The sequence below is a fragment of the Pseudogemmobacter bohemicus genome (genome assembly GCF_003290025.1).
GTDB classification, from domain to species: Bacteria; Pseudomonadota; Alphaproteobacteria; order Rhodobacterales; family Rhodobacteraceae; genus Pseudogemmobacter; species Pseudogemmobacter bohemicus.
In genome coordinates this window covers 475897-496154 of record NZ_QNHG01000002.1, presented here as the reverse complement: position 1 = coordinate 496154, position 20258 = coordinate 475897, and the positions used below count along the sequence as shown (strand labels likewise).

19 protein-coding genes and 1 pseudogene are annotated in these 20258 nt (G+C 63.2%); 9 read left to right on the top strand and 11 right to left on the bottom strand.

The window, feature by feature from the left end; all coding sequences use genetic code 11:
* Positions 1 to 142 precede the first annotated feature (142 nt).
* The 4 genes from DRF71_RS10480 to DRF71_RS10465 all read right to left on the bottom strand — a co-directional run bounded on the left by DRF71_RS10480 (position 143) and on the right by DRF71_RS10465 (position 4469).
* Positions 143 to 931, bottom strand: a complete 789-nt coding sequence (locus DRF71_RS10480) for an SDR family oxidoreductase (RefSeq protein ID WP_112310500.1) — start codon at positions 929 to 931, stop codon at positions 143 to 145.
* Between the two features lie 25 nt (positions 932 to 956).
* A complete protein-coding gene (locus DRF71_RS10475) occupies positions 957 to 2435 on the bottom strand; it encodes a sugar ABC transporter ATP-binding protein (RefSeq protein ID WP_112310499.1) in 1479 nt (492 codons plus the stop codon).
* Between the two features lie 16 nt (positions 2436 to 2451).
* Positions 2452 to 3396, bottom strand: coding sequence for a substrate-binding domain-containing protein (locus DRF71_RS10470; RefSeq protein WP_112310498.1), 945 nt, complete (start codon positions 3394 to 3396; stop codon positions 2452 to 2454).
* 92 nt (positions 3397 to 3488) lie between these two features.
* On the bottom strand, positions 3489 to 4469 hold the full coding sequence (locus DRF71_RS10465) for an ABC transporter permease (protein WP_112310497.1): 981 nt from the start codon (positions 4467 to 4469) through the stop codon (positions 3489 to 3491).
* A gap of 218 nt (positions 4470 to 4687) precedes the next feature.
* Here DRF71_RS10465 and DRF71_RS10460 point away from each other — a divergent pair, with 218 nt between their 5' ends.
* The 6 genes and pseudogenes from DRF71_RS10460 to DRF71_RS29425 form a co-directional block, all read left to right on the top strand.
* The gene (locus DRF71_RS10460; protein ID WP_112310496.1) at positions 4688 to 5497 is read left to right on the top strand and encodes a transketolase; all 810 of its coding nucleotides are present in this window, start codon (positions 4688 to 4690) and stop codon (positions 5495 to 5497) included.
* On the top strand, positions 5497 to 6456 hold the full coding sequence (locus DRF71_RS10455; protein ID WP_112310495.1) for a transketolase family protein: 960 nt from the start codon (positions 5497 to 5499) through the stop codon (positions 6454 to 6456). Before DRF71_RS10460 ends, DRF71_RS10455 begins: the two co-directional genes overlap by 1 nt.
* Before the next feature lie 15 nt (positions 6457 to 6471).
* A complete protein-coding gene (locus DRF71_RS10450; RefSeq protein WP_112310494.1) occupies positions 6472 to 7941 on the top strand; it encodes an FGGY family carbohydrate kinase in 1470 nt (489 codons plus the stop codon).
* Positions 7942 to 7962: 21 nt separating this feature from the next.
* Positions 7963 to 8913 carry a sugar-binding transcriptional regulator gene (locus DRF71_RS10445; protein WP_112310493.1) on the top strand — a complete coding sequence of 317 codons (951 nt, stop codon included), beginning with the start codon at positions 7963 to 7965 and terminating at the stop codon, positions 8911 to 8913.
* A 36-nt stretch (positions 8914 to 8949) separates the two neighbouring features.
* Positions 8950 to 9735, top strand: a complete 786-nt coding sequence (locus DRF71_RS10440) for an SDR family oxidoreductase (RefSeq protein ID WP_112310492.1) — start codon at positions 8950 to 8952, stop codon at positions 9733 to 9735.
* A 77-nt stretch (positions 9736 to 9812) separates the two neighbouring features.
* Positions 9813 to 10788: pseudogene (locus tag DRF71_RS29425) on the top strand (integrase core domain-containing protein); the annotation flags it as partial.
* Between the two features lie 19 nt (positions 10789 to 10807).
* Here the strand turns inward: DRF71_RS29425 and DRF71_RS10425 are convergent.
* Complete coding sequence (locus DRF71_RS10425) at positions 10808 to 11140, bottom strand: hypothetical protein (RefSeq protein WP_112310491.1); 333 nt, start codon at positions 11138 to 11140, stop codon at positions 10808 to 10810.
* Between the two features lie 26 nt (positions 11141 to 11166).
* Between DRF71_RS10425 and DRF71_RS29420 the strand changes: the two genes are divergently transcribed.
* On the top strand, positions 11167 to 11337 hold the full coding sequence (locus tag DRF71_RS29420) for a transposase (RefSeq protein ID WP_408634537.1): 171 nt from the start codon (positions 11167 to 11169) through the stop codon (positions 11335 to 11337).
* Positions 11338 to 11480: 143 nt separating this feature from the next.
* Here the strand turns inward: DRF71_RS29420 and DRF71_RS10415 are convergent, their stop codons facing one another.
* The 6 genes from DRF71_RS10415 to gndA form a co-directional block, all read right to left on the bottom strand.
* Complete coding sequence (locus DRF71_RS10415) at positions 11481 to 12161, bottom strand: GntR family transcriptional regulator (RefSeq protein ID WP_112310489.1); 681 nt, start codon at positions 12159 to 12161, stop codon at positions 11481 to 11483.
* A gap of 80 nt (positions 12162 to 12241) precedes the next feature.
* The gene (locus DRF71_RS10410) at positions 12242 to 13012 is read right to left on the bottom strand and encodes a hydroxypyruvate isomerase family protein (RefSeq protein WP_112310488.1); all 771 of its coding nucleotides are present in this window, start codon (positions 13010 to 13012) and stop codon (positions 12242 to 12244) included.
* A gap of 37 nt (positions 13013 to 13049) precedes the next feature.
* Complete coding sequence (locus DRF71_RS10405; protein ID WP_112310487.1) at positions 13050 to 14141, bottom strand: ABC transporter ATP-binding protein; 1092 nt, start codon at positions 14139 to 14141, stop codon at positions 13050 to 13052.
* A gap of 76 nt (positions 14142 to 14217) precedes the next feature.
* Complete coding sequence (locus DRF71_RS10400) at positions 14218 to 14742, bottom strand: gluconokinase (RefSeq protein ID WP_112310486.1); 525 nt, start codon at positions 14740 to 14742, stop codon at positions 14218 to 14220.
* Complete coding sequence (locus DRF71_RS10395; protein WP_112310485.1) at positions 14739 to 15638, bottom strand: NAD(P)-dependent oxidoreductase; 900 nt, start codon at positions 15636 to 15638, stop codon at positions 14739 to 14741. Before DRF71_RS10395 ends, DRF71_RS10400 begins: the two co-directional genes overlap by 4 nt.
* A 107-nt stretch (positions 15639 to 15745) precedes the next feature.
* A complete protein-coding gene (gene gndA / locus DRF71_RS10390) occupies positions 15746 to 17146 on the bottom strand; it encodes an NADP-dependent phosphogluconate dehydrogenase (protein ID WP_112310484.1) in 1401 nt (466 codons plus the stop codon).
* Positions 17147 to 17421: 275 nt separating this feature from the next.
* Here gndA and DRF71_RS10385 point away from each other — a divergent pair, with 275 nt between their 5' ends.
* The gene (locus DRF71_RS10385; protein WP_112310483.1) at positions 17422 to 18648 is read left to right on the top strand and encodes an arabinose transporter; all 1227 of its coding nucleotides are present in this window, start codon (positions 17422 to 17424) and stop codon (positions 18646 to 18648) included.
* Positions 18649 to 18968: 320 nt separating this feature from the next.
* Positions 18969 to 20255 (top strand): ABC transporter substrate-binding protein, encoded by a 1287-nt coding sequence (locus DRF71_RS10380; RefSeq protein ID WP_112310482.1) that lies wholly within the window; start codon positions 18969 to 18971, stop codon positions 20253 to 20255.
* Positions 20256 to 20258: the final 3 nt, after the last annotated feature.

The window sequence follows — 20258 nt, the reverse complement described above, 5'->3', positions numbered from 1 at the left end:
CGGCAGGGGCACATAATCGCAGGACCGACCCACGCCGCCAAAGCCCTATGGCCCCTCGGACCCGATCTCCGGCCCTGTTTCGCTGGATCCGGTCCACCCGCCGGGGCTCACCTCCGGTCCCCGTGGGGCTCCACGCCGCCCCTCACCAGCAGCAAAAGCCGCCATCGACCAGCAGATCAACGCCTGTCACATAGCTCGCGGCACCCGACAGCAGGAACACCGCCGGCCCGACCATCTCATCGACCGAGGCCATGCGGCCCATCGGCGTGCCATCCTCGAACAGCCTGGTCTGATGCACCATCTCGGGCCGGGTGTTCATCGGCGTCGCGGTATAGCCGGGCGAGATCGTGTTGACGCGAACGCCGCGCGTCACCCACTCCATCGCCATCGATTTCGACATATGGATAACGCCGGCTTTCGAGGCGTTGTAATGGCACTGGCTGAGGCCGCGATTGACGATCACCCCCGACATCGAGGCGATGTTGACGATGGCGCCGCGCCCTTGGGCGAGCATCACTTTTGCCTCAGCCTGGCATGACAGGAACACGCCCTTGAGGTTGATATCCATCATGGTCTGGAACTGGCTTTCGGCCATTTCCTCGGCGGGGTTGGCGGTGGCGATACCGGCGGCGTTCACGGCCAGCGACAGCCCGCCCAGGTCTTTCACCGTGCGCGCCACTGCATCATGCAGCGCGGCACCGCTGGTCACATCTGCGGCGATGGAAATGCTGCTCCGCCCGGCGCGGGCGATGAAATCAGCGGTCACCGCCAGCCCGTCATCCTCGCGCCGGTCGAGAAGCGCCACATCCGCCCCGCATTGCGCCAGACCCATGGCGATGCGCTGCCCGATGCCACTCCCTGCGCCGGTGACAAATGCCACCTGTCCGGAAAGATCGAAGAGTTTCGGGGCGTCAAGGGTGATCTGAGACATCAATTCTTCCTGTTCTTCGCCAACCTCAGCTGGTCGCGAGTTCCATAATCGCCACGTCATTGGCCTGATCGCGGCTGAGGATCCCGGCCTGGCGACCCTGGGCCATGACCATGATCCGGTGCGAGACACCCAGCACCTCTTCGAGGTCCGAGCTGACCACGATCACCGCGACGCCCTTGCGCGCCAGCTCCATGATCAGCTCATAGATTGACGAGCGCGCGCCGACATCAATCCCGCGCGTCGGCTCATCAAGCACCACAACGCCGGGGTCTTTCGCCAGCCATTTCGCCAGCACGACCTTTTGCTGGTTGCCGCCGGAAAGTTCGCCCGCGTTTTGCCCGGCGCGCCCCTTGACGCCGAACCGCCCGATCAGCCCTTCGGCGAATTCCGTCACCCGGCGCGACGACAGCCAGCCGCCCTGAGCCACCTGTTTCAGACTCGGGTAAGCGATGTTTTCGGCAATCGAGTGATCCAGCACCACGCCCTGGAGCTTGCGATCCTCCGGCACCAGCACGACCCCTTTGCGGATCGCATCCGAGGGGTCACGGAGCCGCAGCACATCGCCGTTCAGTCTGATCTCGCCCGAGCGCACCGGGTCTGCCCCGGTGATCGCGCGCACCAATTCTGTGCGGCCCGCGCCCATCAGCCCGGCAATCCCGAAAACCTCGCCGCGCTGCACCTGGAAACTGACATCCTGAAAGGTGCCGGGAGCGCCGGTCAGCGCCTTCACCTCCAGCACCACGCCCGGCAAAGGTTCCGGCACGGTCGGGAACATCCGCTCCAGCGAGCGGCCAACCATCGCCTCGACGATCTGCCGAACCGGCACATCGCCGCGATCGAACTCCTGCACCTTGGCGCCATCGCGCATCACGACGATGCGGTCAGCGATCTGGCGGATTTCGTCCAGCCGGTGCGAGATATAGATGATGCCGACGCCATCGGCCTTCAGCCGTTCGATCTGGCGGAACAGAAGCTGCGTCTCCTCGCCGCCAAGTGCGGCGGTCGGCTCATCAAGGATCAGAAGTCGCGCGTTCAGCGTCAGCGCCTTGGCGATCTCGATCAGCTGCTGGCGACCGGTTGACAGCCCCTCGACCACCCGGTCCGGCGCGATGTCCAGACCAAGCCGTTCCAGCCCCGCCTGCGCCCGCGCTTCCATCTCACGACGGTCCAGACGGCCCGCCTTCATCGGATAGCGCCCGACGAAGATATTCTCGGCCACCGACAGCGCCGGCAGCAGTTTCAGCTCCTGATGGATCATGCCGACGCCGGCATCCATCGCCTCGCGCGGGCTGGCCGGCGCATAGGCCCTGCCCTGGAAGGTCATAGACCCCGCGCCAGGCTGCACGGTGCCGGAAATGATATTCGACAAAGTCGATTTCCCGGCACCGTTTTCGCCAAGCAGCGCCACGACCTCACCCGGACGGATATCGAGGTCGATCCCGTGCAGCACCCTGATCGGGCCATAGGATTTCGCAATCCCATTCAGCGACAGGAGAGAGGTCATGGCGCGTGCCCTTTGCTTACGGGTGGTTTTTGACGAATTCCGGCGCGTTGTCGCAGGTGGTCAGCACCGCGTTCGGGGTCTGACGCTCCGGCACAGATTCACCAGCCGCCACCTTCAGCGCCGATTCCACCGCCAGCACACCCATGGCCTGCGTCGACTGGGTTGCGGTCGCGATGAACGGGCCTTCGCATTTCGCCAGATATTCCAGCGCCGAGACGTCGCCGTCATAGCCGCCGATGATCACCTTGTCGGAAAGGTTCGCCACATCGACCGCCTTGGCCGCACCCATCGCGAGGCCGTCAGCCTGACCGAAGATGATGGTGATATCGGGGTTCGCCTGAAGCATGTTCTGCGCGATCGAGAAGCCCTCATCCGCCGACCACATATTCGACCATTGCTGATCGACGAGCTCGACGCCCGCGTTTTCCTTGATCGCGCGCTCACAGCCGGCGAAACGGTCAACTTCCGGCGTGGTGCCTTTCTGGCCGTGGATGATTGCCATCTTTCCCGAGCCGCCGGCTTTCTCGATGATATACTTGCAGACCTCATAGGCCGATTCAACGCTCTCGCCGGCGATGAAAGTGTCGCCCGGAGCGCCATCCGGCACGCGGTCGACGTTGATCACCGGGATGCCGGCTTCGCGCGCGAGGCGGGTCGGCACGGCGGCAGCGGCCGCACCGGCCGGGATATAGATGAAGGCGTCAATTTCCTGGGTCATCAGGTCCTGGACCTGGCTCACCTGCGTCGCGGTGTCGTTCTTGGCGTCAACCACGACGACCTCGATGCCCTTTTCCTTCGCGTATTTCTCAACGCCCAGTTTGATCTGGTTGAAGAAATCCGCCTGCAGGTTCGGCACCGCGAGGCCGATCTTCTTCACTTCCTTGCCTTCGGCCGAGGCCATTCCCGGCAGGGTCAGTGCCATCGCAGCCGTCGCCGCCAGCAAAATACCTTTGAGTGTCATGTCTCTCTCCTCCGTGTTGTTGAAGTGGCCACCAGATTTCCGGGCGCCACTCTCCCGTCTCCGCCCCGCCTCTCCCGTGCGGAGCGTATTTCTTAGCGGCTGCGCTTCTTCCAGGTCTCGGCCATCACGGCGAGGACGATCACCGCGCCGATAATCACCTGCTGCATGAAGGGCGAAACGCTGAGCAGATTGAGGCCGTTTCTCAGCACCCCGATGATCAGCACGCCGATAATGGTGCCGCCGACGCCGCCGGTGCCGCCCGACAAAGACGTGCCGCCGATCACCACCGCCGCGATGGCGTCGAGTTCATAAGACATCCCGGATGAGGGCTGCACCGAGTCGAGCCGCGCCGCCAGCACCATGCCCGAAAGCCCGGCGAGGAAGCTGCAGACGACATAGACCAGCACCGTCGCGCGGCGCACATTGATGCCGGCGAGCCGCGCAACCTCGGGGTTGCCGCCGATGGCGTAAAGCACGCGACCTCCATGGCGATAGCGCTGATAGATCAGGGCAATCGCGAAGACCGCCAGCATCAGCGCAACCGTCAGCGTCAGGTAGCCGCCATAGCGCACAATCGCCATCGTGTTGAACCAGGCCGGGAAACCGATGATCTGCTGGCCATCGGTGATCATATTCGCAAGGCCGCGCGTGATCGACATCATCGCCAGCGTCGCGATAAAGGCCGGCACGTTGAAGCGGGTGATCAGCACCCCGGCAATCAGGCCGTTCACCGCCGCCGAAGCCAGCGCCAGCGGGATCGCGATACCCATCGGCACGCCCATGGTGACGTTCAGCCAGCCCAGCACCATCATCGCCAGCGCCATGACCGAACCGACCGCAAGGTCGATGCCGCCGATCAGAATAACCCAGGTCATGCCGACCGCCATGATCCCCAGCACGGTGATCTGGTCGAGAATGTTCAGAAAATTGCGCACTGACAGGAATTTGTCGGTGGCGAAGGACAGATAGAGGCAGAGCAGGATAAGCCCGATCAGCGGCCCTGTCGCGCCGCGCATCGACCCTGCCAGCCGGCGCCAGTCAAAGCCCTGCGCCTCACCTTTCTGTGCCAGCATGGTTCCTCCCCTCGCACCAGACCGTATCTTTTTGCCAGATCGCATAATTATGCACTCTCGGCATATAATGCGTAACAAGAGGCGCCCCCTGCTGTCAACCACGGATTTCGACTCTTGCGGCGCCACCGATCTTTGTGATGGCGCAGTTTCCCGCTTGACTTGTGGCAAAGGGCTGCAATTATATATCGTACTGTATAATTATGCACCGAGAGGAAATCATGCAGCCAAATGATCTCGAGCATATCGCCCGGCAGATCCGCCTGCGCGACCTCCAGGCGGTGGTAGAGGCCGGCGCCGGTCATATCGGCGGCGAAATGTCCGCCATCGACATGCTGACCGCGCTTTATTTCCGCGTGCTGAAGGTCAACCCGGACTTTCCGCGCGATGCGTCGCGGGACCGCTTCATCCTGTCCAAGGGGCATGTCGCTCTGGCGCTTTATGTGACTTTGGCGAAGCGCGGTTTCCTGCCCTGGGAGGAGATTTCGACCTTCCTGAAGCCGAATTCCCGCCTGAACGGCCATCCAAACAGCAATAAAGTACCGGGTGTTGAGACCTGCACCGGCCCGCTCGGCCATGGTCTGCCGGTCGCGGTCGGCATCGCGAAGGCCGCACAGCTGACCGGGGCCGGTTACCATACCTATGTGATGACCGGCGATGGCGAGATGCAGGAGGGCTCCAACTGGGAGGCCATCGCCTCCGCCGCGCAATTCGGGCTGAGCAATCTGACGCTGATCATCGACCATAACCGCTTTCAACAGGGCGCCTCGCTGTCCGAGACCAACAATCTCGCGCCCTTCCGCCCCAAGCTGGAGGCGTTTGGCTGGGAGGTGACCGAGATCGACGGCCATAGCATGGCGGAAATCGTGCCGGCACTGGAACATCGCGGGCCGCGCCCGCATTGCGTCATTGCCCATACGAACAAGGGCCAGGGCATTTCCTTCATGCAGGATACGGTCGACTGGCACCATAAAGTGCCCAATGCCGAACAATATAAAATCGCGCTCGCAGAGCTGGCGGAGGAAGTGTGATGAACGCGGTAGCCCCTGTGAAACTGCATGACTGCCGCGATGCGTTTGTGGCAGTGCTGGAACGCCTCGGCGCAGAAAATGACCGCGTGGTGGCGGTTTGCAACGACTCGGTCGGCTCGTCAAAGCTGAACGGGTTCAAGAAGAAATTCCCCGAACGCCTGATCAATGTCGGCATTGCCGAGCAGAATATGGTCGGCGTCGGTGCGGGTCTGGCGAATGGCGGCATGCTGCCATTCGTCTGTGCGGCGGCGTGCTTCCTGACCGGGCGCTCGCTGGAACAGATCAAGGCCGACATTTCCTACTCAAACGCCAATGTGAAGCTGATCGGGATTTCTTCCGGCATGGCCTATGGCGAGCTTGGGCCGACGCATCACTCGATCGAGGATTTCGCCTGGACCCGGGTGCTGCCGAACCTGCCGGTGATCGCGCCCTGTGATTCGATTGAGACGGCGGCGGCGGTGGAATGGGCGGCGACTTATCCCGGCCCGGTCTTCCTGCGGCTGTCGCGGGTCGGCGTGCCGGATCTGCTGGCCCCGGGCCATGTCTTCGTGCCGGGCCGCGCCAACCTCTTGCGTGAGGGCGGCGACGTGACCCTGATCGCCAATGGCACCGTAACGCATCGCCTGATGAAAGCCGCGGATCTGCTGGCGGCGGAGGGCATTCAGGCCCGGGTGCTGAACATGGCAACCGTGCGCCCCATCGACCGCGAGGCGGTGATCGCCGCCGCGACCGAGACTGGCGCTATCCTGACCGCCGAAGAGCATTCGACCTATGGCGGGCTTGGCTCGGCCATCGCCGAAGTGGTGGTTGACGCGGCGCCGGTGCCGATGAAGATCCTCGGCGTGCCGGGCGTCTTCGCCCATACCGCCTCGGCCGAGGCGCTGCTGGACGATTTCGGCATGTCGCCTGCCGGCGTAGCCGAGGCTGCCCGCGCCCTGATCGCCCGCAAGACCCGCTGACCACCAGGACCGGATATGACCCGCGCCATTCTCGCCATCGACCAGGGCACCACCAATTCCAAGGCGATCCTCGTCTCGGAAACCGGCGAGGTACTCGCGCGCGGCTCTGCCCCGGTCGGGATCTCGCACCCGCAGCCCGGCTGGGTCGAGCAGGATCCGCTGCGGATCTGGGCCTCGGTTGAGGAGGCGATTGCCGCCTGTCTCGCCACTGCGCCCGGCCATGAGGTCGCGGGAATCGCGATCTCGAACCAGCGCGAATCGGTGACGGTCTGGGATGCGGCAAGCGGCGCGCCGCTCGGGCCGGTGATCTCGTGGCAATGTCGCCGCACTGACCCCGATTGCACCCGACTGATCACCGAAGGCCATGCCGATCGGGTGCGGGAACTGACCGGCCTGCCGCTCGACCCGATGTTTCCGGGGCCAAAGCTGCGCTGGCTGGTGGACCGCGTGCCTTCGGGAAAGGCCTTCCGTCTTGGTACCGTTGACGCCTGGCTGATCCATTGCCTGACCAATGGTGCAACCCATGCCTGCGACGCCTCCAACGCCGCCCGCAGCCAGCTTTTCGACCTGAAGGAAATGCGCTGGAGCGATGAGCTTTGCGCGCTGTTCGGCGTGCCGAAAGAGGCGCTGCCAGAGGTGCAGGACAGCGCCTCGCGCTTTAGCGTGACGAAAGGTGTCGCGGGGATCAAAGACGGCACTCCCATCGGCGCGGCGATTGGTGACAGCCATGCCGCGCTCTTCAGCCACCGCGCCTTCCGGCCCGGCGATGGCAAGGTGACCTTCGGCACCGGTTCCTCGGTTATGGCGACACTTGCGCATCACAGCCCGCCGCCCGCCGGCATCACCACCACCATCGCCTGGGCGGTGAACGGGCGACCCACCTATGCGTTCGAGGGCAATATCCTCGTCTCGGCGGCGTCCTTGCCCTGGATGGCGGAGATGCTGGGCCTCGCCGATGTTCAGGCCCTGACCGACCTTGCCGCAACGGCGGAGCCCGGTGGCCCCGGTTTCGTGCCGGCCTTTGTCGGCCTTGGCGCGCCGCATTGGCAAAGCGAGGCACGGGCGCTGTTTTCCGGCATCACATTCGGCACCAGCCGGGCGCAGATGGCGCGGGCGGTCACCGATTCGCTGGCCTGCCAGGTCCATGATGTCTTTGCCGCCATGGCGGCAGGCGCCGCAACACCCCAGGGCAGCATCTCGGTCGATGGCGGCCCGAGCGGCAACCTCTTCCTCATGCAATGCGTCGCCGACATCCTGAACCGCCCGCTGACGCAATGCGACGCGCCCGAGGCCTCGGCGCTTGGCGCGGCCTGTCTCGCGGGGCTGAGCCTCGGGATCTGGACCGATCTTTCCGCCATCGAGGCGCTGCCGCGCCAGACCCGCCTGATCACCCCTGCGCCCTCCGACGCGGTCCAGCGCCTCGCCACCTGGCGCGACGCAATCTTCCGCTCGACGGTTTCGCCCCCCGCCGCTACAGGTGAATAGATATTCACCCATGGAGGCCATATGGGACGGATCAACGAGTTAAGGCTGATCGCACGGGTCGCGCAGATGTATCACATCGAAGGCAAACGCCAGGCCGAGATCGCCGAGAGCCTGCGCATGTCGCAGGCCACCGTGTCCCGCATGGTGAAACGCGCGGCGGATGAGGATATCGTCCGCATCTCGGTCATCCCCCCCGCCGGCACATTTGCCGAACTGGAACAGGGGCTTCGCGAACGTTACGGGCTGACCGAGGCGATTGTCGTCGATTGCAGCGAAGACCGCGACGGCGCGATCATGGCCAGGATCGGCGAGGCGGCCGCCCATTTCCTTGAGGTGACGCTGCAACCGGGCGAGGTGATCGGCGTCTCCAGCTGGAGCCAGACCATCCTGCGCATGGTTGAGAATGTTCATCCGTTCCGGAATGGAAAATCGCGCTATGTGGTGCAGATCCTCGGCGGCATGGGTGATGCCTCGGTGCAATCCGATGCCAGCCAGCTGATCGCAAGGCTTGCCCGGCTGACCGGGGGTGATCCGCGCCCGCTGCTGGTGCAGGGGATCACCTCTTCGCGTGAGGCAAAACTGGTGATGCTGTCGGACCCGGTGGTGCGCGGCTCGATGGATCTGTTTGGCGCGCTGTCGCTGGCGATTGTCGGGATCGGCGCTGTCGAGCCGTCCGAGTTCCTCGCGCGCTCGGGCAACGTGTTCTCAAAGCAGGAAATGGCCCAGCTCGATGAGGCGGGGGCGGTGGGCGAGATATCCTTCCGCTTTTATGACCGCGAGGGCCGCCCGGTGGAGACGCCGCTGAATGACCGGGTCATCGGGATTTCTCTGGAAGAACTGCGCCGCGCGGATCGCGTGATGGCGCTGGCCGGCGGCGCGAAAAAGACCGAGGCGATTGCCGGCGCGCTGCGGCTTGGGCTGATCGACGTGCTGGTCACGGATAAATTCACCGCAGGGCGGCTGATCGCCTGAGAGGTGGCGCCCTGCACGACTTATGGAGGAGAGACCATGAAACGTTTCGCAGGGCAGACCGTATTCGTGACGGGCGGCAATAAGGGGATCGGGCGCGGCATCGCCACCCGCTTTGCCGAGGAAGGCGCGCAGGTCGCCATAGCCGCGATTGAGGCCGATACGCCGGAGATCGCGGCGGCGATTGCGGCTGAAACCGGTGCGAAGACGCTTGGTGTGACGCTCGACGTGACCGATGCGGCGGCGGTGCGTGAGGCTTATGCCGAGGCGGAAGCCAGGCTCGGCACGCTGTCGGTCTCGGTCCAGAATGCGGGTGTGATCACCATCGCGAAGGTCGAAGACCTGACCGAGCGCGAATGGGATCTGAACCTCGATGTGAACACCAAGGGCGTTTTCCTCTGCTGCCAGGAGGCGGTGAAGCGTTTCCGCGCCAGTGGCACCAAAGGCCGGCTGATCAACACAGCATCGGGCCAGGCACGCCAGGGTTTCATCTATACGCCGCATTATGCCGCCTCGAAATTCGGCGTGGTCGGGCTGACACAGAGCCTCGCAAAGGAACTGGCGCGGGAAGGCATCACCGCCAACGCGATCTGCCCCGGCATCATCCATACCGAGATGTGGGATTATAACGACCGCGTCTGGGGCAGGATGCTGGGCGAATATGGCCCGGGCGAGCTGATGGCGGAATGGGTCGAGGGCATCCCGATGGGCCGCGCCGGAACCCCCGCCGAAGTGGGGGCGCTGGTCGCATTTCTGGCCTCTCAGGATGCCGCCTATATCACCGGCCAGACCATCAATGTCGATGGCGGGCTGATCATGTCCTGAACCTGTGACCCGTGGCCGATTTTGCGGGCAAGGCCCGCAACTCTGGCCGCAGGAGGCGGGAACTCCGGGTGAGCCAGCGAGCCGCCATCGGTTCGCGGCCACTGGCGAAGGCCGGGAAGGCTTTGGCGACGAAGGGGGTCAGCATCGCGCTGGCTTGCCGGGCCTTTGGTGTGAGCGAGACCTGCTTTCGCTACAGCCCGAAGCGCAATGCCGGGAATGAGTTCATAGAAGACCTTTTGTAGGGTCTGACAACGGCGCACCGGACCTGGGGCTTTGGGCTATGCTTGCCTCACACATGCGCAACGTCCAGGGTGGAAGGCATGAGCCGCCACTGGTTCAAGGCCATGACGGACGCCCAGGAACCACAAGCGTGTTCATCGGATCTGCTGTGACCTGGAGCTGAACCTGCGGATCAAACCCAGGCGAAGGATCAGGCGTGACAAACCGGAAGAGCTCAGCGTCCCAGAGGCGCCGAACACGGCCTGGTCGATGGACGTCATGGCTGACCGTCTGGCCGATGGCCGCCAGTTCCGGCTTTGGCCAGTTCCGGCTTTTGAATGTGCTGGGCGACTTCAGCCGCGAGGGCCTTGGGCATCGAGATCGACTTCACATTCGTCGGGAAAACGGTCCATCGGACCGTTTCCTGATCCTCCTCCACATCGCGTGGGCGGAAAGCCGCTGGCCATCAGGGTGGAGTTGCCAATGGTTGCGCCACTGGTTCGGGGGCAACCATTGGCGACGGCCCGGAATACATCCGCTCCACGTTGATGATCCGGGCGTCGACGCAGGGCATCGCCCTGAACCACATCCAGCCCCGCAAGCCGCAGCAGAACGCCTACATCGAGCGATACAACAGGGCTCGCCATTGGGCTCGAACCAATGGCGCCTTCAATGGCTCGCTCCGGCATGAATGGCCGGACCTCTCCATCTTTGAAACCATCAAGGAGGCGCAGGAGATCGCAACCGACTGGCTATGGGCTTACAACAATGAGGCCCCAACATGGGCATCGGCGGAATTAAACCCGCTCGAGACAACTGAAGATGGCTGCCTGAAGTCTATTTCTGTGCCCCGTTAAACGGGGAGGATTACCCTGGCAGGCTGCTGAAAAGGTCGAACGAAGGCTGATGGTGGCGCTTTAAAGCGGAAATACCGCTTCCGCTCGCCGCAAAAAAGGTAGGTCTTCTTGGTAATTTTCGCGGATTTCGGGAATTTATTCGCCGAAACGCAGCCCTGAAATACCTTTTCAGCAGCCCGCCCGGCGGAAGAAGCAATGTTTTCTTGGCATTTCGGCGCCATACGCTGCTCCCATTGGACTCCGGTTATGACCGCCTGCTGCGCAATTGTGCGGGCTGCGCAGGCAGCCATAACCTTCAGCCGCGGGTCATTCCCGATATGCTGCGGCATTCAGTTCGCAGAGCCTCGGAACAGGAATACATCTGACCGGTCTTGCTCCCCTCCCCCATGACAGCGATGCAATGCGAGGCAAGCGAGAAGTCGCAGGAGATCGGCGCGCACTCAGACATGTCCTGTTCCAGGCCGCACTTGCTGCGGCATGTCATAATCCTGTCCTGAAGCCTGTCGCGCAGGGCTTCAGGATATGAGGCAAGCCCCACAAACTGGTCACCATCGCGTTCGCCCACAGGCTTGTCGCAATCGCTACCCTCAAAACAGGCATCCCGTGGCAGTCTCGGCACGGACGATCAACACAGTTGCTGGCTCAGCCGGGCCACCTCTCATCGGTGAATTACGGAGTGGGCACATCAGTTGGCTTACCCGGGCCATTTTGCAGACTGTTCAGTGTGTGCCGGTAGTGGCCGCGAACCGTCCGCTCGATCCCCTCGACATCGTTTCTCTCGAAAGCATCAATAATTTCCTGATGCTCTTGCACAACATTTGTCAGGCGGCCCGGCACTTTGATGCTCTTATACCGGTAGCCACGGCTGGCCTCATACAATGTATGCAGGATCGAATTGAGCCGCGGAGCGTTGCAGGACTCCCAGATCGGGCGATGGAATTCATAGTTCAGGCTGACGAAGATCTCTTCATCATCCTCGATGTTGCAGCGCCCGATCTGCGCATTGGTTTCCTTCATCTGCGACAGCAGTTCCGGCGTCATATTGGGCATGGCCATTTGTGCAGCCAGCCCTTCCAGCACGGCACGCAGCTCAAAAATCTCCCGCAGATCACCGACGGAAATCCCGTTGACGACCGCGCCGCGATGCGGGATCAGCGTCACGAGGCCGGTCGCGGCCTCAAGCCGTTGCAACGCCTCGCGCACCGGCATCCGGCTCATGCCGAATTCGCTTGCGAGGTCGGCCGTCATCAGGCGCTGTCCAGGCTGATAGTCAGCATTCAGGACGCGTTCTTTTATCGCCCCATAGACGATATCCTGCATGGTGCGGTGCTTTTCCAGAGGCGCTGCCATTCCCGTCCCAACCTTTCGAACCACAGTATTATAGTCCCGCCATCCCGTTGTCGCAACGAGACTGGCGGGCCAGGCGATGCCTATGCGGTCAGCGCCCCGCGCCAGCCAAGGCCCGCATCGGTGCCCTGACGCGGGATATACTCGGCGCCGATCCAGCCGGCATAACCCATCTGATCAAGCGAGCGGAAGATGTTGCAGTAGGCAATCTCGCCTTCATCCGGTTCATGGCGCGACGGCACAGCGGCGATCTGCACATGGCCGGTCAGTGGCAGCAGCCGTTGCAACCTGGTCAGCACGTCACCGTCCTGGACGCCGACATGATAGATGTCGAACATCAGCCGCACATTCGGGCGGTCGACCGCCTCGATCAACTCGGCAGCGCGGTCCACTGAATTGAGGAAGTAATGCGGCGCATCGCGGATATTCTGTGCCTCAAGCAGCAGCGTCACGTCGCCGGCGCGATCAGCAAGGTGGCGCAGGTTGCGCAGGAAGGTGCTGAAGGCCTCTGGCCGCTGCGGTGCGGTGACATTTCCCGCCATGCAATGCAGCATCCGCCCTCCGGCCCGGCGCAGCCAGGCAAGCGCGCGATCCGCCTGCGTCTGGAAATCGGCCTCGCGGCCAGGGACGGCACCAAGGCCGCGCTCCTGCGCGGTGATGTCCCCGAGCCCGGTATTGACCGCGAGAAGCTCAACCCCGGCCCGTGCACAGGCATCGCGCACCAGATCGGCGTCGGTCTCATAGGGAAAATGCAGCTCTACCGCCTGAAAACCGGCCCGCCCGGCGGCTGCGATGGCATCGGGCAGTGCAAGCTCTTTCCACAAAAAGCCGAGATTGGCGGAAAAGCGGGGCATATCAATACTCTCTTACAGACGGACAGGGGGCGGCGGCTCAGATCGCGACATCATCTTCCGGATCGAAGTAATGCAGTTGCCCGGCATTGACACCAAAGCGGATGGTGTCGCCGATCCGGGCCGAAACAGTGGGCTCAACGGTGGCGGCAAGCTGGCAGACGCCCGCCTTCACATCCAGCAGCACATCGGCACCCAGATGCTCGACCACCTCGACCTGGGCGGTGACGACGGGTTCGCCCGGCGCTCCCTCCCCAATCACCAGCAGATCCTCGGGGCGGATCCCGATCACCACATGGCGCAGCTTGCGCGCCTTCAGCTTCTCTGCGGCTTCCTTTGGCAGAGCGAGGCGGAAGCCCTCGGCCTTTGCCACCAGTTCGCCTGCCTCATCGACCAGCTCCGTCTCGACGAAATTCATCGACGGAGAGCCGAGGAAGCCAGCGACAAAGCGGTTGACCGGCTTGTGATACAGCTCCAGCGGGGTGCCGATCTGCTGTACATAACCATCGCGCATCACCACGACACGGTCACCAAGCGTCATCGCCTCGACCTGATCATGGGTCACATAGATCGAGGTGGTGCCCAGCCGCGATTGCAGCTTTTTGATCTCGACCCGCATCTGGCCGCGCAGCTTGGCGTCAAGGTTCGACAGTGGCTCGTCAAACAGGAAGACCTGCGGGTTTCGCACCAGCGCGCGGCCAAGCGCGACCCGCTGGCGCTGTCCGCCCGAAAGCTGGCCGGGTTTGCGATCCAGATAGCTGGCAAGGTTCAGGATACCGGCGGCATCGCGCACGCGGCGGTCAATTTCCGCTTTGCCGACCTTCGCCATTTTCAGCCCGAAGGCCATATTGTCGAAGACCGTCATATGGGGATAGAGCGCGTAATTCTGGAAAACCATCGCGATATCGCGGTCTTTCGGCGCGAGGTCATTCACCACCCGGTCGCCGATCAGGATCTCTCCCGAGGTGATTGTCTCCAGCCCGGCCACCATACGCATCGTAGTGCTTTTGCCGCAGCCGGACGGCCCGACAAGGACCATGAACTCCCCGTCGCGAATGTCGATATTCACGCCATGAACCACATTCACCGCGCCATAGGATTTCTTCACATTCCGTATCGTGACCGATGCCATCTTTACTCTCTCCCACTCTTCGTTTCGCGCCGGATCGAAGCGTCGCGCGCAATGACCGCTTATGCCCGCTCTGGTTTCAGAAGCCGTAGCGCCACGCCCTTTCTTTCAGCCAGGCGAGGGACCGCTCCAGAATTGCAGACACCGGCAGGTTAATATTCTGCTCCAGAACGCCGGGTTCGCCGGTCGGCGGCTCCAGCGTTGCAAGCTGGCTTTCAAGCATGGCGGCCCCCATGAAATGCCCTTTGCGATCCTCCAGACGGCGGGTGAGCAGCTCTGGCGCGCCTGACAGGTAAAGGAAGGCCAGATCCGGCCCGGCGACCTGACGCAAATGATCCCGGTACTTACGGCGCAGCGCCGAGCAGGAGGCCACCGCCCCCGGGCCGGGCGCGCGGAGCGCCTTTCCAACCGCATCAAGCCAGGGCAGGCGATCTGCGTCATCAAGAGGGATCCCGGTGGCCATTTTCCGGATATTCGCTGCCGGATGCAGGTCGTCGCCCTCAATGAAGACCAGATCAAGCCGGTCGGCAATCTCTTGGCCAAGGGTTGATTTCCCCGAACCGGCCACACCCATGACAACGAGACGGGTCTGAGCATTCCTCATTGGGCGGCCTGCAATGGCAGATTAAGCCGTTCCAGCCACAGGATCAGGGCGCTGTGATCCTTGTCGCCATCCCCCTGGCTGGCGAGGTCGGTGAAGGCGCTGCGCACCGCTTGCAGCAAAGGAAGCGTGACGCCGGCAGCAGCTGCCACGCCGGAGGCCGCGTCCAGATCCTTGATCTGATTGTCGACCGAGCCCCCGGGCCGGAAATCGCGCGAGACCATGCGACCGCCATGGAGTTGCAGAATGCGGCTGTCAGCAAAGCCCCCGGCCAGCGCCTGGCGCAAAGCGGCGGGGTCGGCGCCGCCCGCGCGGGCCAGCACCGTCGCTTCGGCCACGGCGCCAATTGTTACGGCGACGATGATCTGATTGGCCAGCTTGACCAGCTGACCCGCGCCGCTGCCGCCGACATGGACCGGATTTCCCAGAGCCGAGAAGATGGGTTCGGCCTCGGCAAAATCGGCTGCGGCACCGCCCGCCATGATCGCAAGCGTGCCGCGCGCCGCACCATCGGTGCCGCCTGAGACCGGCGCATCCAGAAAGCGCATGCCATTTGCCGCCAGCCTGCGGGCGCAGCTGCGGGCAAAATCGGGATTGTTGCTGCTCATATCGATCACCAGCGCCCCCGGTTTCAGGACATGGATCAGAGCATCCCGCCCCGGACCAAAAAGCAACGCCTCAACGGTTTCGGGGCGATCGGTCATCAGGATGATGATGTCAGCCTGTCGCGCCGCTTCGGGCGCGGTGGCAGCCAGTTCAGTCGCCAGCCCCGCGAAGGGCGCAAGCTTTTCAGGGCTGCGGTTCCACAACACAGGCGCCAGGCCCGCATCAATCAGACGCCGCGCCATGCGCGACCCCATCAGCCCCAGTCCGAGAAAGGCGATACATTGTCTGTCCATTGTCCCAATCCTGAAATCCCGCCCCGGCCCGGTCGTTTCGGGTGACGACCGGACCTGGGCGAAAAGCACTCGTTACTGCACAAAGACCGACCGACCTGCCGGACGCCTCAGGGTGCCGCTGCGGCCCAGGGGCCATGATGCAACGGCAGCCCATCTATGCGCTCAAAACCATGAGCGCCGAAAAAGTCCCGCTGGGCCTGGAGCATGTTCGCCGTGCCGCGGGGCGCGCGGATCAGATCGAACCAGGAGATTGCCGCCGCGAGGGCGGGAACCCCATGGCCGCCCGCAACGGCGGCCGATACCACCTGGCGCAGGCCGCGCTCATGTTTGCGCAAGAGGGCGCTGAAAGTCTCCGACACAGCAAGATTGCTGTCCGGATCAAGGGTCAGCGCCTCGGCCATGTGATCAAGCATTTCGGAGCGGATGATGCAGCCCGCGCGCCAGACCCGGGCGCATTCCGGCAGCGACAGCGTCCAGCCCGACGCTGCCGATGCGGCGGCAAGCATGTCAAAGCCCTGCGCATAGCAAAGGATTTTGCCGGCGATCAGCGCATCCTCCAGATCTTCGACGGAGAGCGTGATACCCGATTGCGCCGCCGGGAATTTTTGCACCCCTGCACTGCGCAGGGCCGTTGCGCCCGAGAGGTTGCGCGCCATGACGGCGGCCTCGATCACCGGCACCGGCGTTGCGAGGGTCTGGGCTTCGATCGCGGTCCAGCGCCCGGTGCCCTTCTGTCCGGCAATATCGAGGATGACATCCAGCATCGGGCGGCCGGTTTCGGGATCGGTGGCAAGCGCAACCGCTGCAGCAATCTCGACCAGGTAGCTTTTCAGTGGCCCCTCGTTCCAGCGCTGGAAAACGGCGCCGATATCGGCGGCGCCCATCGCCATACCGTCGCGCATCAGCCCGTAAATCTCGGCAATCATCTGCATATCGGCATATTCGATGCCATTATGCACCATCTTGACGAAATGCCCGGCCCCGCCCGGCCCCATCAGGGCCGCGCAGGGCGTGCCCTGATGCCTGGCGGCAATTGCCTCAAGCATCGGACCAACCCGGTTCCAGGCCGATTGCGCGCCACCGCCCATGATGGCGGGGCCGTGACGCGCGCCTTCCTCGCCACCCGAAACGCCGATCCCCATAAAGAGAAGGTCCGGGTTGTCGGCGATCCGGCGCTCGGTGTCGCGGAAATGCGCATTTCCGGCGTCAATGATCAGATCATCCTTGCCCAGCAGCGGGCGGAGTGCCGCGATCTGATCGTCCACCGCCTGTCCGGCAGGAACCATCAAAATGATCGTACGCGGCGGCGTAACGGCGGCCACAAGCGCGGCAAGACCCCCGGCGGGCACGATATTTCCGGCCAGCGCTCCGGCCTCTGCGGCAAAGCGCGCCGCCACCCCTGGCGTGCGGTTGGCCACCGCGATCCGGTAGCCCTTCCCGGCGAAGTTCAGCGCGAGCGCAGCCCCCATCGTTCCGAGACCGATCAGTCCCAAATCAGTGCGTTGCAAGTGATTCCTCCCATGGCGTCGACTTTGGTCGCCATATTGTATCCAATATCCACAGTTTAAAATCTCGCGCAAGCCCCAACCTGTCGCCGTGAAAACCGGGCCATTCTTCGGGTTACTTGCGACCGAGGCGGCAGGGTTGACAGCGCCCCAGGCGGGTTGTTAGCAATCGCCTGCCCATATGGGCCGTAAGCGTTACCGTCATTCAACGCACTCAACGATCCCCGGTGATCGGAGTGCTTTGCATGTGGCGCTGCCGGGGAAAACAGGAGAGCTTTATGGCGCTTTCATCCCCATCCCCAACCCGGACAGAGCGGCACGATCAGATCAGATTGCTGATTCTCGCGGCCATTCTTTTCGTCTCATATCTCTGTATCGGCCTGTCATTGCCGGCAGTACCGGTCTTTGTCAGCGGACAGCTCGGGCTGGGCAACAGCCTGGCCGGGCTGGCCGTCGGCATCGCCTTTATCGCGACCTTCCTGATGCGCGGGCCGGCGGGCCTGATGTCGGACCGGCGCGGGCCGAAGGCTGCGGTCATGCGCGGGCTGATCCTCTACATTTCCGGCGCGACCGCTTCGCTGTTTGTCGGTCTGCCCGGCCTGAACCCCTGGCTGGCCTGTGTGATCCTGCTGGCGGGACGGTTCGTGCTTGGCCTTGGCGAGAGCTTTGTCGCGGTCGGCATCATCGCCTGGGGGATCAGCATCGTCGGCCCCTCCCGTTCGGGCAAAGTGCTCGCGCTGGTCGGGGCGGCGATTTACGGCGCCCTGGCGCTTGGGGCTCCGTTCGGCCTTTTGCTCCTGAGCCATATCGGCTTTGCCGGGACGATGCTGCTGGCGACGATCCTGCCCATGCTTGGCCTGATCGTGATCTGGAGGCTGCCCGCCACCGCGCCGGCTCCGGCCAGCCCGCGCCCGGGCTTTTTGCGCATCATCGCGCAGATCTGGCCCTTCGGCATCGTGGTCTACCTTCAGGGCGTCGGTTTCGCGCTGATCGGCACTTTCTTCTCGCTCTATTTCCTGGCGCAGGGCTGGAGCCATGCGGGCCTCGGCCTGACGGCTTTCGGCATCGGCTTTGTCGCGGCCCGGCTGTTCTTTGGTGGCTTGCCGGACCGGATCGGCGGCCTGCCGGTCGCGATCTTCTCGCTGGCGGTCGCGGCGGTCGGGCAGTTCACCATCTGGGTCGCGCCCGGTCCGGTGACCGGCCTGACCGGGGCGCTTCTGACCGGGCTGGGCGTTTCGATGGTCTATCCCGCAATGGGCCGCGAGGTGGTGCGACGTGTGCAGCCGCATCTGAGGGCAACCGCCGTGGGGGGCTTTTCGGCCTTTCAGGATCTCGCCTATGGGCTGACCGGGCCGCTTGCCGGGCTGCTGGCCGACCGGGCGGGCCTTGGCAGCGTCTTCCTCACCGGCGCGATCACGGCACTTTGCGGCCTGATCGTTGCGGTGATTCTGCTGCGCGCGGGCGGCGGCGGGCTGCCATCGGGTGAGAGCCAGAAGCAGCTTTGACCCGAAAAGATCCCGCGAGGCGCAAGACTTTGTGAAGGCTTTTCGCCGAGACTCTCCCTGCCACCGCGCTGTTTTGCGGGGCAGGGGTTGCGCCAGATTCATGGTATTACATTGAAAATATTGATATTTGTTGGCCAAATCTTCACCGCTCTCTTCGAGACAGGCCTGTGAAGCTACCCGGGCGGCAATAGAAGGATTGACAGCTTTTCACTGCCGCGTATTTTGTATCCAATCTTGCGGCTCATCTGCACCGCCCCGAAAGAGGCAGCAAAAAGGCATCAGACAGATGAGCGCATGGGTGTTTCAGGGAGGAAACGGTAATGATTACACGCAGAACGATGTTTGGTGCTCTGGCGGGAACCACGCTGCTTACGGTTCCGGGACTATTGCGCGCTTTTGAATTTCCATCCGAGCCGATGACCATCCAGATCTGGTGGCATGAGTTCGGGCCTCTGACCGCCTATATGAATGAGCTGATCGCTGCCTATCAGGGGCTGCATCCGAATATCCGGATCGAGTCGGTGGTGGTTTCCTCCGGGGACCTCAATCAAAAGCTGACCGTCGCGCTGGCGACCGGCACCGGCCCGCATATCATTGACAATGACGCCTCTTTCTTCGGGCTTTATTACAGCAAGGGCCTGCTGGACCCGCTGAACCTCGATGTGTTCGGCACCGCTGATTATCAGGGCATCCAGGACCTTTACACGCCGGGTGGCCTTGATGCCGCGACCTTTGACGGCAAGGTCTATGCGCTGCCCTTCCAGGCCAATTCCATGAGCCTTTTCATCAATAACAAGGAATTCGCGGCAGCAGGTCTGGATCCGGTCGCTGATGCGCCGAAGACCTGGGAAGACATGATCGCGCTTGGCCCGAAGCTGAAGATCACCGAGGGCAGCCGCACCGTTCAGAAGGCCTTTGATTTCCCCTATCACAGCCCGCGTTGGGAATTGCAGCTCTTCCAGCCGCTGGTCGAGCAGTTTGGCGGGCGCCTGCTGGCCGAGGATGGCGTGACGGTGGCCGCCAACAGCGAGGCGGCGGTCAAGGCGCTGACTTTGTGGCGTGATGTGACCCGGGTGACCGGCGATCCGCGCACGACGATGAATGTCTCTTCGGCGCCGAACCAGGATTTCCTTGACGGCCGCACCGCGATGTGGACCACCGGTCCCTGGGCCACGCCGCAGATCCATGCCTCGGCCATCGGTGAGGATTTCACCGTGGTCTCCTATCCGCAGCTGGATCCGCAGAACCCCCGCACCATTCTCTATGGTTTCATGTGGGCGGTGAATTCGTCCAAACCGGATGCCGAGAAGGCTGTGGCCTGGGATTTCATCCGTTTCATGCTGTCGAAGCCGGAAGAATGGATCGCCAAAGTAGGTTTCCTGCAGCCGCTCAAAGGTGTGGCCGAGACCGAGGTGGCGAAGAACTTCCCCTTCTTCGCGGTTCATATGAAGGATATCGAAACCGGTTCCTGGTATGTCCGTTCGGAATTCACCAATGAGATCAGCCAGGCCATTGGCCGGGCGATCGAGCGTACGGTTTATGACGATGTCGATCCGCAGGCTTCGCTGGATCAGGCGCAAAGCGAGATTGAACGCGCCATCAGATAAGCC